Origin of the sequence: Pedobacter lusitanus (assembly GCF_040026395.1) — a bacterium.
Classification (GTDB): domain Bacteria; phylum Bacteroidota; class Bacteroidia; order Sphingobacteriales; family Sphingobacteriaceae; genus Pedobacter; species Pedobacter lusitanus.
Map to the genome: position 1 here is coordinate 5,618,554 of NZ_CP157278.1, position 15,699 is coordinate 5,634,252.

General features: G+C 38.4%; 17 protein-coding genes. 5 read left to right on the forward strand and 12 right to left on the reverse strand.

What is annotated here, in order from left to right; genetic code table 11:
* The first annotated feature begins 169 nt into the window (after positions 1-169).
* The gene (locus PL_RS24145; protein WP_041878351.1) at positions 170-952 is read left to right on the forward strand and encodes an AraC family transcriptional regulator; all 783 of its coding nucleotides are present in this window, start codon (positions 170-172) and stop codon (positions 950-952) included.
* On the opposite strand, the gene PL_RS24150 is transcribed toward PL_RS24145, so the two are convergent.
* The 4 genes from PL_RS24150 to PL_RS24165 all read right to left on the reverse strand — a co-directional run bounded on the left by PL_RS24150 (position 909) and on the right by PL_RS24165 (position 3,806).
* On the reverse strand, positions 909-1,292 hold the full coding sequence (locus tag PL_RS24150; RefSeq protein ID WP_041878348.1) for a DUF2809 domain-containing protein: 384 nt from the start codon (positions 1,290-1,292) through the stop codon (positions 909-911). The two genes, PL_RS24145 and PL_RS24150, sit on opposite strands and share 44 nt — an antisense overlap.
* 66 nt (positions 1,293-1,358) lie before the next feature.
* On the reverse strand, positions 1,359-2,834 hold the full coding sequence (creD, locus tag PL_RS24155; protein WP_082035809.1) for a cell envelope integrity protein CreD: 1,476 nt from the start codon (positions 2,832-2,834) through the stop codon (positions 1,359-1,361).
* A gap of 52 nt (positions 2,835-2,886) precedes the next feature.
* On the reverse strand, positions 2,887-3,189 hold the full coding sequence (locus PL_RS24160; protein WP_041878345.1) for a winged helix-turn-helix domain-containing protein: 303 nt from the start codon (positions 3,187-3,189) through the stop codon (positions 2,887-2,889).
* Positions 3,186-3,806, reverse strand: a complete 621-nt coding sequence (locus PL_RS24165; protein ID WP_041878434.1) for a hypothetical protein — start codon at positions 3,804-3,806, stop codon at positions 3,186-3,188. The genes PL_RS24160 and PL_RS24165 overlap by 4 nt, the downstream gene beginning before the upstream one ends.
* Before the next feature lie 174 nt (positions 3,807-3,980).
* On the opposite strand from PL_RS24165, the gene PL_RS24170 reads away from it, so the two are divergent.
* Positions 3,981-4,454, forward strand: coding sequence for a RidA family protein (locus PL_RS24170; RefSeq protein ID WP_052496061.1), 474 nt, complete (start codon positions 3,981-3,983; stop codon positions 4,452-4,454).
* Positions 4,455-4,647: 193 nt separating this feature from the next.
* Here PL_RS24170 and PL_RS24175 read toward each other — a convergent pair whose 3' ends face one another.
* The 5 genes from PL_RS24175 to PL_RS24195 form a co-directional block, all read right to left on the reverse strand.
* Positions 4,648-5,595, reverse strand: coding sequence for a nitrilase family protein (locus PL_RS24175; protein WP_041878343.1), 948 nt, complete (start codon positions 5,593-5,595; stop codon positions 4,648-4,650).
* A gap of 76 nt (positions 5,596-5,671) precedes the next feature.
* A complete protein-coding gene (locus tag PL_RS24180; protein ID WP_041878430.1) occupies positions 5,672-6,481 on the reverse strand; it encodes an AraC family transcriptional regulator in 810 nt (269 codons plus the stop codon).
* A gap of 1 nt (position 6,482) precedes the next feature.
* Positions 6,483-7,370, reverse strand: a complete 888-nt coding sequence (locus tag PL_RS24185; protein ID WP_041878428.1) for a GNAT family N-acetyltransferase — start codon at positions 7,368-7,370, stop codon at positions 6,483-6,485.
* Between the two features lie 26 nt (positions 7,371-7,396).
* Complete coding sequence (locus PL_RS24190) at positions 7,397-8,242, reverse strand: alpha/beta hydrolase (protein WP_041878342.1); 846 nt, start codon at positions 8,240-8,242, stop codon at positions 7,397-7,399.
* A gap of 91 nt (positions 8,243-8,333) precedes the next feature.
* Positions 8,334-9,170 carry a mechanosensitive ion channel family protein gene (locus tag PL_RS24195; RefSeq protein WP_041878426.1) on the reverse strand — a complete coding sequence of 279 codons (837 nt, stop codon included), beginning with the start codon at positions 9,168-9,170 and terminating at the stop codon, positions 8,334-8,336.
* A gap of 227 nt (positions 9,171-9,397) precedes the next feature.
* Between PL_RS24195 and PL_RS24200 the strand changes: the two genes are divergently transcribed.
* Positions 9,398-10,342 carry an NADP-dependent oxidoreductase gene (locus PL_RS24200; RefSeq protein ID WP_041878341.1) on the forward strand — a complete coding sequence of 315 codons (945 nt, stop codon included), beginning with the start codon at positions 9,398-9,400 and terminating at the stop codon, positions 10,340-10,342.
* Between the two features lie 53 nt (positions 10,343-10,395).
* Here the strand turns inward: PL_RS24200 and PL_RS24205 are convergent, their stop codons facing one another.
* The 3 genes from PL_RS24205 to PL_RS24215 are packed head-to-tail and all read right to left on the reverse strand — an operon-like array spanning position 10,396 to position 13,692.
* Complete coding sequence (locus PL_RS24205; RefSeq protein WP_041878339.1) at positions 10,396-11,589, reverse strand: cation:dicarboxylate symporter family transporter; 1,194 nt, start codon at positions 11,587-11,589, stop codon at positions 10,396-10,398.
* A 60-nt stretch (positions 11,590-11,649) separates the two neighbouring features.
* The gene (locus tag PL_RS24210; RefSeq protein WP_041878337.1) at positions 11,650-12,966 is read right to left on the reverse strand and encodes a CitMHS family transporter; all 1,317 of its coding nucleotides are present in this window, start codon (positions 12,964-12,966) and stop codon (positions 11,650-11,652) included.
* 21 nt (positions 12,967-12,987) lie between these two features.
* On the reverse strand, positions 12,988-13,692 hold the full coding sequence (locus PL_RS24215) for a DUF2490 domain-containing protein (protein ID WP_041878335.1): 705 nt from the start codon (positions 13,690-13,692) through the stop codon (positions 12,988-12,990).
* A gap of 217 nt (positions 13,693-13,909) precedes the next feature.
* On the opposite strand from PL_RS24215, the gene PL_RS24220 reads away from it, so the two are divergent.
* Both PL_RS24220 and PL_RS24225 read left to right on the forward strand, forming a co-directional pair.
* Entirely contained in the window at positions 13,910-15,007 is a 1,098-nt protein-coding gene (locus tag PL_RS24220) for a histidine kinase (RefSeq protein ID WP_160292063.1), read from the forward strand.
* Complete coding sequence (locus tag PL_RS24225; RefSeq protein ID WP_041878333.1) at positions 15,004-15,693, forward strand: LytR/AlgR family response regulator transcription factor; 690 nt, start codon at positions 15,004-15,006, stop codon at positions 15,691-15,693. Before PL_RS24220 ends, PL_RS24225 begins: the two co-directional genes overlap by 4 nt.
* Positions 15,694-15,699: the final 6 nt, after the last annotated feature.

Consider the following 15,699-nt stretch of genomic DNA (forward strand, 5'->3'; position numbering starts at 1 on the left):
AAAATGGAACGCTGAACAGGCACATGAAGATAAGCAGGCTTGTTTTTATGCGTATTGAATTTATTGAGTTCATATTGTATTTATTTGATGGATTATTGGTTACAAAGGTATTTAAACCTATATGTCTTTAAATGTCTATATTTGCCAATAGCATGTTATAATACGACAAATGGAGAGATCAAGATTCTGTCATTTAACAGTGGACAGTGTAGAAAAGGAAGCCTATGTATGGCATGAAGCAGACTGGAAATTTTCTGATGAATGGCATTCTCATCATATGGGGCAGCTGATTTTTGTAGAGAAGGGAGTTCAATATCTGCATACACCGGACAGGACTTATTTGCTGCCAACGCATCATTGTGCCTGGATACCGCCCGGACTTTTACATAAAACATCTGCACCGGTAAGTCCTGTATATCTGCGGTGTATTTTTTTAAGTAAGACTGCAGATCATCAGTTTTTTAAGGAGTTGAATATTTTTCATACGCCAAGAGTATTAAGAGAAATGATACTTTTTACGGAGCAGTGGTCAAGGCTGGAAGAGGAAGATTCGCTGGAATTTGATTTTCTGAAAGCTCTGATTGGTATACTTCCGCTCACATTTGATACTTCCTTGCCGCTGGTTCTGCCAGTTCCCCGAAATCCGAGGATTGCAAGTATGATTGATTATCTGACAGAAAATGTAGCCAATGATATAAAAATACCTGATGTCGCAGCTAATTTTAATCTTTCTGCGCGTACTATGGAAAGGCTGTTTAAACAGGACATTGGTATAACTCTGGCAGGATACATCAAATTATACAAGATCATTAAAGCCGTTGAATTACTTTCAGTTTCGGGAGAAAATGTTAAAAGCGTAGCGATAAAGGTAGGTTATGACAGTGTTTCTACCTTTAGCAATACATTTTTTAATGTTCTGGGAGTGAGACCGCAGGAGATGATTGTAGCATAAAAACAACAGAAATCCCCAGTGTATAGGCCAGAATATCTATCCAGCTAAAATAATTACCAAGAATTAGCGGGGCAATTTTTGAATCATCCATTCCCAGGTGGTGAATAAGGTTAAAATATTGAGAAGCCTCCAGAAAATAGGAGAAGAGAAGAACTGATATCGCCAACGGTTTTACCGGTATATTTAAGAAAGTCTTTGCCAGGCAGTACAGGAAAATAACAATAAGAAAATCACCTGCATAAGGACGTATGATCTGATCATGCGCATATAATGCTATGAGTATTTCAATAATGAATAGCAGTAGGGTAAAACCGAAGTAGTATTTGTTAAAGCGGAACATATTTATAAATAATCTGTGGTTAAAGGGAACCTGCTAAAACAGGCTCCCTTATTATTGAAATAATGTCTATTGTTTTAATGCTGAATCTGTTTCTGCAGGCATTGATTTTGCACTGTTTTCCGATTCTGCGAGAGGATTTCTGTTCCAGTCTATTTTTGCTGACAGATACATCAGTGCAGCGACGATAATGAATAAACCAACACTTCCAAAAAGCAAAGCAAGATCCTGTAGCTGGATAATCACGTAAATAAATCCATAAAAAACAGTTAAGATTCCCACAAAGATCATTGCCGGCTTTTTGTTCTTTAGCAATGCAGCAATGAAAGAGCCTATCAATACAACAGTAGCAATTGAGGCTATCAGATAAGCGATGTCAAAGCCAACACGTTCACTAAAGGAGAGCAGAAGCGTGTAATAGATAATCATTGCGGCACCTATGAGTACATATTGTAAAAGATGTACTTTTCTTTTGTTCAGCAGTTCGGTAAAGAACAGAGAAATGAATGTCAGCATGATGATCAGAATAGAATACTTCCCAGAACGCATGGTCTTTTGATATTGATCTACAGGAAGAATAAACTGGACTCCGAAAGAACCATCTTTTGAAGAAGACTGAACAGTTGTTTGAACGGTGGTTTGCACTGCCGGGTTTTTTTCAATAGAAGGAGAGGTTCTTAGTCTGGCATCTTCTTCAATCCATTGCTGAGAGAAAGGTCTGTTGAAATAAGGCATCTTCCAGGTCGCAGTAAATGCTGTTGCAGAGATATTGCGTTGTTCCGGAAGATAACGTCCTGTAAATTTTGGATTACCCCAGCTTCCTTCAATTTTTACTGTTGTACTTTTCCCGATATGCAGAAAGGTGAGCTCATCACTTCCTTTTAAATCAAGATCGAAACTGAAATCAAGTTCTGTGTTTTTATTTACGCTCAGATCGGGCTGGACAATCAGGTTGTTTGTAAATAAAGAGAGCGTAGTGAAATCAGGTTCAACAGCATAATCTTGATTTGCCAGTTTGATTACCGGGTTGTTTTTTAATCCTTTAAGATCGCTTAATCCAATATCTACTTTGGCTTTATCCCACTGAACCATATTTGGATTAATACCTGATTTTTTCAATTCAAGAGCACTGAATTTTCCATTTACCTTAACTTTTGAGTTGTAAACAACTGCGTCAAATATCCCGCGATGAAGCAGTTGAGGCTCTGCCTTACCGATAATATTTAAAGTTTCCGGCATGATATAAATATTAGTTAAAACTTCTTTATAACTTACCTTTCCTGTGCTGTCTTTATGATTGGCCAGGGTTTTGTAAGGTAAGATCAGGATAGGCCCCTCTACTAACTGACTGCCAGACCATTTATCTGATATTTCGTTACTGACTTCCTGTTGCCTGTCCTGTCGTTCTGCTACCAGATTTTGTATCAGGCTCGACGGAATGAGCAGGAGCAGAGTTAAAATGCCTATCAGGCATAGTTTGACTATCACTGATTCTGAAAACCAGGTTCTGAATCCATTGTTCTGTGTTTTTTGTTGATCGTTCATAATAGTTGTTTGAAAGTACTTTGAATTTCAAAGTATAAATAGAAAAAAAATATTATCTCTTTTGTTGTTTAATTAAATTTTCAAGTGCTTCCAGGTGCTTTTTGAAGGCATGAATCCCTTTGGAAGAAGCTGTGTATTGCGTGTTGGGTTTACGGCCAATAAAGCTTTTATTGACAGTAATATATTCCTCTTTTTCCAGTGCTTTCAAGTGGGAGGCAAGGTTCCCGTCCGTTGCATTCAGCAACTCTTTCAGCGCATTAAAATCGTAATAATCATTGGCAGCCAATACGCTCATGATCTGAAGGCGCAACCGGTTTTCAAAGGCTTTATCAAAAGAATCTAATGAGATTTTCACTGGTTGTATTTAAAATGCATGATTGAACCATAAAGGATATGTAATACACCGAAACCTATAGTCCAGAATACAATCCCATAACCCGGAAAGAGTGCAGCAAGAAGTCCCAGTACAATTTGACCAAATCCAAGCCATTTCACATCCGAAAACGTATAATGACTCCCAGCTATCAGTGCCAGACCATAAAATATCAGGCAGGCAGAAGCAATAGTTCCATAATCCCCTCTTGATAGTAAAATCAGAATGAACAACCCTCCGGTAGATAAAGGAATGGCCATATTTACTAATAAACGTTTACTGACCGGGTTCCAGAATTTTTCTCCCTTTTTGTTTGCCTGGCGGATAGTTAGCCAGATTCCTGTCACCAGAGAAAGAATCAGCACTGCTATAGCCACAAAAGTTAATTGCCATAAAACCTCAGGTTCGTTGATATAGTTGCTTCTGTAACGCAGACCTCCATATCCATTATATACTATCCTATATCCAATAAAGGCGCCAATCAGTGCATATATTCCGGCCATGATTCCTGATAAACCACTAAGTGAAATAAATTTACTGGAGCGTTCCATCAGGTTGCGGATAGAACTGAGTTCTGAATATATATCTTTTTCTTCCATTTTAAAAGAACTTTGAATCACAAAGTAAAACATTAAGATTTAATTCTGCAAGATTTATTTGATAGTAAATTTTTAAAGGGCAAAATGCACTGAGAAAGGACATATGATAATTGATTTGAGATTCAGTATACAAAAGATTAATTTTAGAAGAGAATGAGTGAAAAAACGAGTCATATGAATAAGTTAATATGTTTGATTTTTATAGGTGTTTCTTCTTCCGGGCTTGCCCAGGAAACTTCAAAGCCGGTCAGATTTTTCGACCCACCAGCTGTGCCGGTAGCAAAAGGATATAGTCAGGCGGTAGAAATTGACCTTGGATCAAGCAAAATGATTATGTTATCAGGACAGGTACCGCTAAATAAAGAAGGTGAGCTGGTTGGCAGCAATGACTTGTCTAAACAGGCGGAACAGGTATTTATCAATATCAGGCATATTGTTGAAGAAGCCGGAGGATCAATGAATGATATAGTTAAACTTAACTATTATATGATTAATGTTGGAGAAATTAAGCTCCTTCGTGCCGTAAGAGATAGATTCATTAATATCAAAACTCCTCCTACGAGTACCCTGGTTCAGGTAAGTAAACTTTTTAGAGATGATGTGCTCATTGAGATAGAAGCTACTGCTGTCATTTCAAAAAATAAATAGAAAATCATTTAAGAGCGTTGTCTTTTAATTAAGCTTGCTATTTGCCAATAATTGATATTCTTACTCAGTTATCAGAATTTGATTTTTTTTACAGGCAGGAGCCCGGATGTCTTTATATCCAGGCTCAGGTCCTATCTGAAATCAGATCCCGGAATTGAAATCCTGAATATCAGAGGAGTGGGGTATATGCTGATTATTCATTAAGCCACACTACTTTTTGTTCTGACTGATGCGGAGCGCCCAGAATATGACCGTACAGCTCAGGTCTTCTGGCCTGAATATACCGGTGTCCTCCGGCTCTGGTCAGTTTATCAGGAGTCAGAACAGCAGTTACATAGTCGTCACCCAGGGTTCTGCATTCACTTAATATATCTCCATAAGGATCAATAATCATTGAACATCCGTTTTTTAACTGATCATCATCCATGCCAATTGGATTGGAGAATACAGTATAAACAGCATTATCATAAGACCTTGCAGGCAACCATTTCATGAGCCAGTCCCGGCCTTTCATGCCGTCAAATTCCAGGCGAAGAGAAGTAGGATCATTTTCTTTGTTTTTCCAGAGTCCGGCATTTACAAACCCGGCTCCAGGTCTTGTCGAAGGGGTACACATCGTTACATGAGGCATGAAAATCACTTCTGCTCCCAGTAGTCTGGTTGCCCTGACATTTTCTGTAATATTATTATCATAACAAATTAATATGCCGCATTTCCATCCATGAAGCTCAAAAATGCAGTATTCATCACCTGGTATAAGATAAGGATTGATAAAAGGATGTAATTTTCTGAACCTGGCAACAAGACCATTCTTATCTACACATACGTAGGCCTTAAATAAATTATCATGCTGATCCTTTTCAAAAAGACCAGCTAGAATTGCAATGTTATATTTGGCAGCAATAGCAGTAAGCCTGATAATGCTGTCTCCCGAAGGAATAAGTTCCGCTAAATCAAGCATCTGTTCTTTAGACAGGTTTCGGGCAAAAGTATAACCTGTAACAGAGCATTCATGAAAAGCAATTGCATGAGCTCCATCGGCAGATGCCTTACCTGCAAGACTATCTATTACAGAAAGATTATAAGCTTTATCTCCGCTTTTGTGTTCGAATTGTGCTGTAGCTATTTTTAGTTTTTCCATCTTTGTCAAATTGTTTTAACAAAGGTAGGAGGACGTAAATTTTAAAAAATGTACAAATCCGACAGAGAAGCTTTATTTAATATCCTAGAAAGTTTATGGCCAGCGGATTTGTCACACTGGTATATTGACCCGGAGTCAGACCGGTATATTTCTTAAATTCCCTGATCAGATGAGGCTGGTCATAATAGCCTGATTCATGTCCCAGATAGGTAAGATTAGATTTTGAAGGATTATCTTTCAGCTGCTTTAAAAATACAAGCAGTTTGATAATACTACTAAATCCTTTAGGACTTATTCCTATAAACTGCGTAAAAACCCGTTCCAGTTTTCTCTCATGAGAGCCGGTAAATGCAGCTAATTTATTTACTGTAACCAAACCTTTATGCTGAACAATGAATTTAACGGCAGCAGAAATCAATGGCTGATCTGAAGGAGTTCCACAGGCAAGCAGTCCCCTGAAAAAATCTTCTGCCAGGATGATTTTATCCTGTATTTCATTGCAGCAGGCTAATCTTTCATAAAGTTCATCCCCCTTTGCCCCAAACAGTTCATGGCTTGGTATACTTCGGTTTTTAAGCTCTCCTGATGGAATTTTCAGCATATTACTTAACCCATGAGGATGAAAAACAACGATCATTAAAGATGTTTCTCCCATGCAGTATAAGTCCTTAAACGAGCTGAGCTGTCCGTAAACAAAAGTCCCCGGCAGATAGCCTGGGTTATGTTCTCTGGTAAATGCAGCGATCAGCGGGTTTTTAAAAGAAAACACCATGCCTGTATTGCCATCCGAAAATAAGCGCAGTTTTTTTACCTCTTTATTGTTCGTAGTTAAAAAAAGGTAATGTTTAATAAATGCTGATAAATCTGTGGATGGTGATATCTGCATATTATGATAGTTTTTTTTCATCTTCCCAGATCACAGCATTGATTTTCCATCCTGCACTGGTTTTAACAAACTGAAAGAGTTTATGACCATTGGTCTCAAATGCTTCGCCGTTTAAATAACCACTTTTATTATATTTTGAAAAACGCTGTGCAATGTTGCCAGTTATGCGGGTTTCACTAATCAGTTCTTTTTCTTCGAAGGATGTTAAAGTACCATCAGAAAGAATTTCTCTTCTTGGTTCAATAAAGGTTTTAAGATCATAAATATCTTCTCCGTTATCCCCTTTTTTGATAATCAAAGTTTGCGGCAGGCAGATTTGCCTGATTTTTTCCCAATCGGGTTTTTGCGGAGGCAGGTTAGTGAAGATGCTGAAGAAATGAGCAGTTAAATCATCAATAAGAAACTTATCAGTAGCTATGGTGTAAAGCAGAAGTTCCCGCTCATTCACTTCCAGTTCTTTTTCATAAGTTAAACCCAGTCTCTCCAATAATTGAATAGATCTTTTATTATCTTTTAATACCGTGGCCTTAATATAAGTATGAGACGGATCTTTTTTAAGCTGATCCAAAACGCCCTTTGCAGCCTCATAAGCATACCCTTTTCCGGCATGATCGGGATGAAATGCAAAACCAATGTCATGATGATCAAGGTAATCACGTTTCATAAAAGTAATAACCCCGACAGGGATTTGCTGATCTCTTAATTTAACCAGGAAGTAGTTGGTACCCGGGCCTCCTGTTATTTTTAGAATATAATTACTGGCGTCTTCAATGGTTTTAACATTTCTGTCACCAATAAATTTAAGCCACCCCGGTGTATTTAACAGTTCCAATATAAAATCTGCATCATTTACAGTTACCGTACTCAATAGTAACCTTGGAGTATTCATCTGGTTTTGCATCGGCCGATCAGTATTTATTTTTTTGCATTTAGTATTTCAAAAGCCTTGTAAGCACTATTGTGAAGTATAGTCAGATGGTTTTCTGCGGGCATAGGATTGAAAGTTACCTGCAGATTTTTATCTGCTGATCCTTTCAGAATCTCAGCAAGTTTTTTTGCGTCATTTTCCATAATCTTGCCCTCAGTACCAACGGATACATATGCTTTGATAGTCTGATCAGCCAGAGATTTTAATAGCTGAGGTGCGGCAGCCAGTAGTGACTGATTATTCCACCATAAACTAGGACTTATAATGATGTAATTGTTAAAAAGAGATGGCTTTTTCAGTAAGACCTCAGTTGCAAACAGGCCTCCCAGAGACTGACCAATAATTGTTTTTGAAGCATTGGTTCTGTATTTCTTTTCCATATATGGCTGCAGATCCTTTTCTATAAAAGCCATGAATTTTTCAGAGGCACCAGCAGTTGGGAAATCCTTGATATCTTCCTGGATACTGGTAGGAAATGTGAAGTCTCTTCTTCTGTCAATATTTGCGATTCCAACAACAATCGATTTAGGCATTGCCTGTATCATTGTACAGAATTGAACCAGACCGGCAATATGTACAAAATCTTCATTAGCAGATCCGTCTAAAAGATAAATAACAGGGTATGATGTTTTAATATCGGCATGATAGCCTTCCGGTAAATAAATATTCAGAATTCGTTTTTCTGATAACTGAGCAGATTGGATTTCATCTGTTATCCCTAATTCAAAGGGGCGGGGAGTGGTTTGAACAGTTGCAGATTTATCCTGATTCTGACTTCTGGCAATGTTGGCAAATAAGATAAACGATAATAAAAAGATAAATAAATGCTTCATTGGATAAAGCTACCAATTTAATTATTATTTAAAAAAGGAAAGGGTAATAATAAGAGACGGATTAGTATAGCAATCCGTCTCTTATAACTATTTAGCCTGGTAAATCTGTGTTTGCAGGTATAATGTGTATCTCGCGCTGCGGATAAGGAATTCCAATCTTATTCTGATCGAGAGCTTCTTTAATCAGCTGAAAATTACGGTGATAAGTTGGCCAGTAATCTGAATTTGCAGACCATGATCTGATGGTCAGATTTACTGAATTATCCCCAAGAGAAGCAACCAGCACTACCGGTGCAGGTTCTTTAAGCACTGCAGGGTCGTTAGCCAGTGTATTTAAGATCACTTTTCGGGCAGTATCAATATTCGCATTGTAAGAAATCCCGATACTGTATTCCTGCATACGCGTTTCATTATCTGAAACATTGTTGATTACCGCATTAGCCAAAGGGCCATTTGGTGCATATAGAGTAGTTCCGTTTTTTGCTTTCAGTGTTGTATAAAGAATATCAATTTTCAGCACTGTTCCCTCAACACTATTACTTGAAGAAATAAAATGACCAACTTTAAATGGTTTAAACAGTAAAATCAGTACACCGCCGGCAAAATTAGAAAGACTTCCCTGAAGCGCCAGACCTACGGCCAGACCTGCAGCACCTAAAATGGCTACAAAAGAAGTAGTTTCTATCCCAAGAGTGGAAGCAACTGTAACCAGCAGGAGTACATAAAGTATAACTTTTAAAATACTGATCAGAAAGTTAGAAAGAGAGGTGTCAATTTTGCCTTTATTCAGATGATTATTTAAAAAGCGGATCAGAAATTTGATTAACCAGAAACCTATTAATAATGTAGCTAATGCAAGTAAAAGAGTAGGGATTTTGCTGATAAAAGTGTCCAGCAGACGCGATAAGTTGAGTTCTATTTTATCCATATGATAATGTTTTTTATGGCTGTAAGCCATTTTTGTATGTTGCTAATGGTTTAGCATTTATAATGCCATTATTTCCGTAAAGCACATATAACTCACCAATCAGGCCACTGTTCTTTTGCTGTTGCCGGATTTTTCCGGAATTATGACCATTTATAAACAGGTATTTGAACTTGTGGCACGATATATATGCTTTGATAAGCTAAAACAATATTATTTAATTCAGACCTATGAAAGCAATTGCAGTAAACGCATTTAAAGACGCACCAGAATTGATAGAGAGTGTAAAGCCAGAAGTAAAACCCGGGCATATATTAATTAAGCTTAAAGCAGCAGGTTTAAACCCAATGGACTGGCGTATCGCCGATGGAATGCTGGACGGAAAAATGCCGCATATATTCCCATTGATACTGGGGGCTGATGGTGCCGGCGTGGTTGAAGAAACAGGAGAAGGTGCAGGACGTTTTAAAGTTGGAGATAAAGTATTTGGTCAGCTGATGCATGCTCCGGTTGGAGAAGGAACTTATGCAGAATATATTGCTGTTCCTGAAAGTGTGATTATTACAAAAATGCCCCCTAAGTTATCTTTTGAGCAGGCGGCTGCATTTCCTGTAGCCGGTATGACTGCTTTTCAGCTCATCAGAGATCTGGGATTAAAAAGAGGAGAAACTTTACTGATCGTAGGAGCTACCGGAGGAGTTGGAACATTTGCAACTATTTTTGCTGAACTGAATGGTCTTAAAGTACTGGCAACAGCAAGAGGAGAGGCAGCAGAAGACAGTATTAAAAAAGCAGGTGCTTCTGCTACTTTTGATTACTCGGCAGGAGATCTTGCACAGCAGGTTAAAGAAGCTTATCCGGAAGGTGTAGATGGATTGATAGACCTTGTAAGTAATCCTGAAGCATTTGATCAGATGACAACTGTACTGAAGCCGGGAGGTATTGCATTTACGAGTATCTGGTCGGCCAGTGCAGAAAAGCTGAAAGCTAAAAATATCCGTGGCGGTAATTTTGAGGTAAAAGGGAGTATAGCTTTACTGGAAGGTGTAAGTGAAATGATTGAAGCCGCCAATATCGAAATTCCTGTTCAGAAGATTTCTTTAAGCGAAGCTCCTGAAGCTATTGCAAAAAGTAAAACAGGTAAGGCACTTGGAAAAACGGTAATCGTTATTTAACCCTCCTAAATATTCTACTGAACTGCGGATGGTTGATTTAAGCTGTCCGCAGTTTATCGTTCAGTAAACTCATTTTCACTTTTGGCAATCACTAAAGTACTGGCTGCATTGCCTATAGTATTGGTGATGGAACGGGCTTCATTCAGAAATCTCTCTACAGCAACAATAAACAGCAATCCTTCAGAAGGTATTTCAGGTAAAATATAAATAGCAGAACTTAAAGCTATAAAACCAGCTCCGGGAACCCCGGAAGCTCCTTTGGATACCAGCATCAGAATCAAAACGATCTTGCACCAGGTGTACATATCTATCTCCAGGTTATACAACTGAATCAGAAACATGGTACATAGACCCAGGTAAATAGAAGTACCGATCAGATTAAACGAATACCCGGTAGATAATACAAAACCAGTTACCGGTTTACTGCATCCATAATTTTCCAGACGTGCAATTAATAAAGGAATAACTGTCCGGGAAGAGGATGTACCAAAAACTATCAGTATTTCTTCCCTGATCAGCACAAGTAACTGCCATATACTGAATTTATAATAACGCAGCAGCAGCCCCAGAAACACAAATACGAAAATGATAACCAGCAGATACATTACAGCCACCAGTTTGCTCATGGGTAATATAGAATGAAGACCAAAACTTGCAATTGTATAAGCCATACCACTGAATACCGCTAAAGGGGTAAGACTAAAGAATAAGGTAATTACACTGAATATCAGGTCTCTTATTTTTTCCAGTTTTACGATATACCGGTCTTTTTGCGGAAGAAAATGAAGTAAAAGTCCGATCGTCATAGCTGAAGCCAGAATCCATAACACATGTTGGGGAGGAAGAAAATTATTCCATCCGGATGAGGTTTCATGATCAGGTAACTGAAAGTGAGACTGGATGATTTCCTGTAAATTTCCTTTGTTAATTGTCCCTGGTTTAAGCAGGGCTGCCATGCCCAGACCAAAGATGATGGCAACAGTAGTAAGCAATTCAAAAAGAAGAATTGATTTTAGCGCAATACGCCCCAGTTTTCTTAAGCTGGCTATAGCCGCAATCCCGGTGGTGATGGAAAGAAAAATTACCGGACCGGCAAACCACTCGGTCACACTGATAAAATAAGTGCCAATAAACCGTTGCTTTATAGCAAAAGCAGGGAAATAAATCCCTGCAGCTATACCGGCAATTAAGGCTATAAGTACCTGGAAAGCCAGGTTGGAAAATATTTTCCGTAATCTATCAGGCATTAAAAATATCAGCAATTCTTAGTTAATCATCAAATCTAACGAATTATCATTGTATAAAGCTTAAAAAGAGATTACACCAAAAAGGAACGCTCCCGCCAGCATAACCATACAGGTAATACTAGCCCATTTTAGTGTGAAATGCATATGATCTGCAAAACTTACTCCGGCCAGGCCTACTAATAAATACGTAGATGGCACAAGCGGACTCAGTAAGTGAACAGGGCCGCCGAAAAGTGAAGCCCTTCCAACTTCTGCAATAGGTACACTCAAATGCTGCGCGGTTTGTCCTACAAGTGGTAATATGCCAAAATAATAAGCATCATTACTCATAAAAAAGGTAAGCGGAGGAGTTGCCAGACCAGTAATCAATGGTAAATGGCTTCCCCATGCTGCCGGAATAGCACTGATCATAGTTAATGCCATTGCATCCATCATTTTGGTTCCGGATAAAATCCCTGTAAAAATCCCTGCTGCAAAAATCATAGCTGATACAGATAAGGCATTATCTGCATGTTTACGTATTCTGTCATGCTGCTCTTCCAGTCGCGGATAATTAATAATGATTGCGATCGCGAAAGCAATCATAAACATGACTGTAAGAGGCAGCACATTCAGAACCATAGCTATAAGTAGGGCTGCAGTAAGTAAGAAGTTAAATAGAAGTAGTTTAGGGCGTTTCAGACTCTGATCTCCTGATTCCCCGAATTTTAAATGACTATCATTTTCGGCCGCAAATTCTGCTGCATTAATATCCAGACCAGCCAGCTGCATTCTTTTTCTTTCCTGCATACCGAAAATTCTGGCCATAAAGATTACCCAGAGGCTTCCCAGAACCAGTGACGGTAAAACCGGAATAAACAATTCAGCAGAACTTAAGTGTAAAGAAGTCATTGCCCTTGCAGTAGGTCCGCCCCAGGGCAGTACATTCATCACACCACCGGCACACATAATAATTGCAGTCAGTTTAAGAGCAGGAATGCCCAGTCTTTTATAAAGTGGCAGCATGGCTGAAACAACGATAAGATAGGTTGTAGCTCCATCTCCGTCCAGAGATACCATCAGGGTAAGAATAGCAGTTCCGATAGTAACTTTCAAAGGATCACCTTTGACCAGTTTAAGTATTTTAGAAACCAGCGGATCAAAAAGACCTACATCAATCATGATGCTGAAATACATAATACCAAAAATCAGCATCACGCCAGTAGGGGCGATCTTTTTGATACCATCCATCATCATATTGCCGAGTTCATTTCCAAAACCACCGATCAGGCCGAAAATAATAGGCACTATAATCAATGCTGTCAATGCATACATTTTCTTGCTCATGATCAGGAGCATAAAAGTAATGATCATCAAAAATCCTAAAAAAGCTAACATATAATAAGGTTAATGGGGTTCTTAATTTTTGTTTTTTCTTGTGAAATCGAAACTTTTGCGCAGAGAGAGTACGCCGAAGTTGAAAATACCACCAGATTCAAACTGGCTCATCCAATAAGATTCCACTTCAAAGGTTTTGGTCACTTTATATCCCGCACCTCCCCACAAACGAAAGCTGTCAAAAGCTGTTTCTTTGTCGAGGTTCATCCTGATCTCATTTTTTCCGATCAGTGTCCATCTGCCATTCTCCAGGTTACCCAGTTTGTAGTTCGCAGTCAGCAAATGTCTGGCACGCAGGATAAAACGGTCAGAAAAGAGAAAGCGTTCCTCAAAACGATATCTTTGAGATAAGTCCAGCCGTTCACTTAATTTATGCCCTATAGTAACCTGCTGAAAAACACGATGTTCAAGGATAGTCTTTTTCTCTGTACCTGTTTCATCATAAGGTGAGATTTCCAGATACATATACCCACCTCCAAACTGAACAGGAGCATTTTTTAGTTTATAATCTGCATAAGTATTAACCAGGAAAAGCCGGCTGTCAGTAATATCGGCGTCGTAGCTTCTGTATTGAACTAATGACGTTACGGTCCATTGCGGAGCTACTTTTGCCCTGGCAAGGAACATGTAGAACTGATTGAATTTACCGGGCTGGGCGCTTGCGATAAAATATACTGACAGGTTGAGTATCAGTGCTATTAATGCGCTTAACAGGACTTGTTTCATGGTTTAGATCTGGTTAGAATTGTTGCTCGTTGCTGCAGGATATCCGGTTGAAAATATCTTGCCGCGGATTCTAATATGATAGTATAAGTTTTAGATAGGAAATAAACTCAGCGAACAACAGGAAAATCAGGTAAACTACAGGATTTCAATAAAAAGGAGAGAACCATCACCTGATAAAGCCGGAATGGTTTTTAATGATAACTTTGGAATGATGATAATGCTGATTAATATTATTTTTCTCGTGCTGATCCTAAGATTATCTTTTGAAAAGAAGATCATAGAATCAGTACTAAAGAAGGACTGGCCTTTGTTACTCTGGGTGCAGCATATTCTGTTCTGGATCATCTTCGCTTTTGTAAACATCTATTTCTATATTTCTTTTGCAGGATTTCCCTATAATTTATATTGTATTATAATCGCACTGATCAGTAATGCAGCTGTCTATTATATCAGTTTCAATAAGCTGGTTCCTGAGTTTTATATTACCAGAAACTATGCCCAGTATATACTTTATACCATATTGATTTTTGTCGTCTTCAGTCTGACCAGGATTCTGGTTGAACCGGGATTGATTGCAGGACCACCTGCGAAAATTGAACAGGGACTTTTGTTTATTTTCATCTATACCTCACACGGGATCTGTATTTTAGTTTCCAGTCTGCTCGGAATATCAAAACATAAGTTTATGATAGAAAATGATCTGGTTGTACTTGAACGGATTAAAAAAGAAGCAGACATGAACCTGCTGAAGTCTAAGGTAAATCCTCATTTTTTACTGAATACACTCAATAATATTTATGCAATCGGGGATAATATCAATGAACTCCAATCGCAGTCAGTACTGAATCTGAGTCAGTTATTACAATATACTATTTATGAAACTGACCATAAAAGAATCAGTATTTCCAAAGAGCTGCAGATGATCAGGGCATTGACCGGGTTGTATCAGCTCAAGCATGGTCATATGCTCGATATTTCTTTTGGCTTTACAGAAGAAGAATGGATGGATGATGTAGAAATACCTCCTGCAGTCTGTCTCACATTATATGAAAATGCGCTGAAACATTCCGCAATTGGAAATGATCCTTCAGCATGGATCAAAGTAAATATAGTGATTGAAAACGACAGGTGGCTTTTTACAGTCAGCAATAGTATTTCCTTATCAGATGAGATTAATGTGCACTATGAGTATAAGGGTATAGGATTATCTTTAATCAGGCAACTCATGAACATAGAAATTGGTGCAGACAATTATTCATTGCAAACTGAAGCCACAGGAGAAATTTATCAGGCAGAACTTATATTGAAATTATGATCAGATTAAAAACCGTATGTGTAGATGACGAACTTCCTTCTTTAAAACTACTGAAGGAATATGGTGAAATGGTACCCGGAATAGAGCTGATCAGATCATTTTCCAATGCTAAAGAAGCAATTGCATTTTTAGAGAAAACAAAGGTCGATTTGTTGTTGCTCGATATCAGGATGCCTGGATTTACCGGTCTTGAACTCTTGCAGCAGCTGAGTTATAAACCACTTTGTATTTTTATTACTGCTGATCTCAACTCCGCTGTGCAGGCCTATGAATTGGATGTGATTGACTATCTGATTAAGCCCGTACCCTTTACCCGTTTTGAAAAATCAGTGAATAAAGCAATAGAGTATAAGAGATTTACGGCCTTTAATGATACAGATGAGAAAATCATTATGTTTAAATCTGACTATATGATCCAGCGTATGCGTCTGGCAGACATACTCTGGATAGAAGGTTTGGGAGAATATATCAAGCTGGTGGGGAGATTTAAGAATTTTACCTTATTACAAAGGATGAGTGAATTCGCAGAACAATACGCCTATCTCGGTTTTATCCGGATCCATAAATCTTACCTTGTTCTTGCACAGGATATTGAATCCTACTCATCGAGTACTGTCAAATTGAAATCAGGTCATGAGCTGCCTATTGGCAGAGTGTATAAACAGAATGTACGGCTGAGAGGGTAGCAGGAG

What these genes read in the sequence shown, in the direction of transcription:
- PL_RS24195 (WP_041878426.1), bottom strand. Translation starts at nt 9,170, where the DNA reads ATGGATAAAATAGAACTCAACTTATCGCGTCTGCTGGACACTTTTATC.
- PL_RS24205 (WP_041878339.1), bottom strand. Translation starts at nt 11,589, where the DNA reads ATGCCTGATAGATTACGGAAAATATTTTCCAACCTGGCTTTCCAGGTA.
- PL_RS24180 (WP_041878430.1), bottom strand. Translation starts at nt 6,481, where the DNA reads ATGCAGATATCACCATCCACAGATTTATCAGCATTTATTAAACATTAC.
- PL_RS24200 (WP_041878341.1), top strand. Translation starts at nt 9,398, where the DNA reads ATGAAAGCAATTGCAGTAAACGCATTTAAAGACGCACCAGAATTGATA.
- creD (WP_082035809.1), bottom strand. Translation starts at nt 2,834, where the DNA reads ATGAACGATCAACAAAAAACACAGAACAATGGATTCAGAACCTGGTTT.
- PL_RS24210 (WP_041878337.1), bottom strand. Translation starts at nt 12,966, where the DNA reads ATGTTAGCTTTTTTAGGATTTTTGATGATCATTACTTTTATGCTCCTG.
- PL_RS24170 (WP_052496061.1), top strand. Translation starts at nt 3,981, where the DNA reads ATGAATAAGTTAATATGTTTGATTTTTATAGGTGTTTCTTCTTCCGGG.
- PL_RS24185 (WP_041878428.1), bottom strand. Translation starts at nt 7,370, where the DNA reads ATGAATACTCCAAGGTTACTATTGAGTACGGTAACTGTAAATGATGCA.
- PL_RS24175 (WP_041878343.1), bottom strand. Translation starts at nt 5,595, where the DNA reads ATGGAAAAACTAAAAATAGCTACAGCACAATTCGAACACAAAAGCGGA.
- PL_RS24190 (WP_041878342.1), bottom strand. Translation starts at nt 8,242, where the DNA reads ATGAAGCATTTATTTATCTTTTTATTATCGTTTATCTTATTTGCCAAC.
- PL_RS24225 (WP_041878333.1), top strand. Translation starts at nt 15,004, where the DNA reads ATGATCAGATTAAAAACCGTATGTGTAGATGACGAACTTCCTTCTTTA.
- PL_RS24150 (WP_041878348.1), bottom strand. Translation starts at nt 1,292, where the DNA reads ATGTTCCGCTTTAACAAATACTACTTCGGTTTTACCCTACTGCTATTC.
- PL_RS24165 (WP_041878434.1), bottom strand. Translation starts at nt 3,806, where the DNA reads ATGGAAGAAAAAGATATATATTCAGAACTCAGTTCTATCCGCAACCTG.
- PL_RS24215 (WP_041878335.1), bottom strand. Translation starts at nt 13,692, where the DNA reads ATGAAACAAGTCCTGTTAAGCGCATTAATAGCACTGATACTCAACCTG.
- PL_RS24220 (WP_160292063.1), top strand. Translation starts at nt 13,910, where the DNA reads ATGCTGATTAATATTATTTTTCTCGTGCTGATCCTAAGATTATCTTTT.
- PL_RS24145 (WP_041878351.1), top strand. Translation starts at nt 170, where the DNA reads ATGGAGAGATCAAGATTCTGTCATTTAACAGTGGACAGTGTAGAAAAG.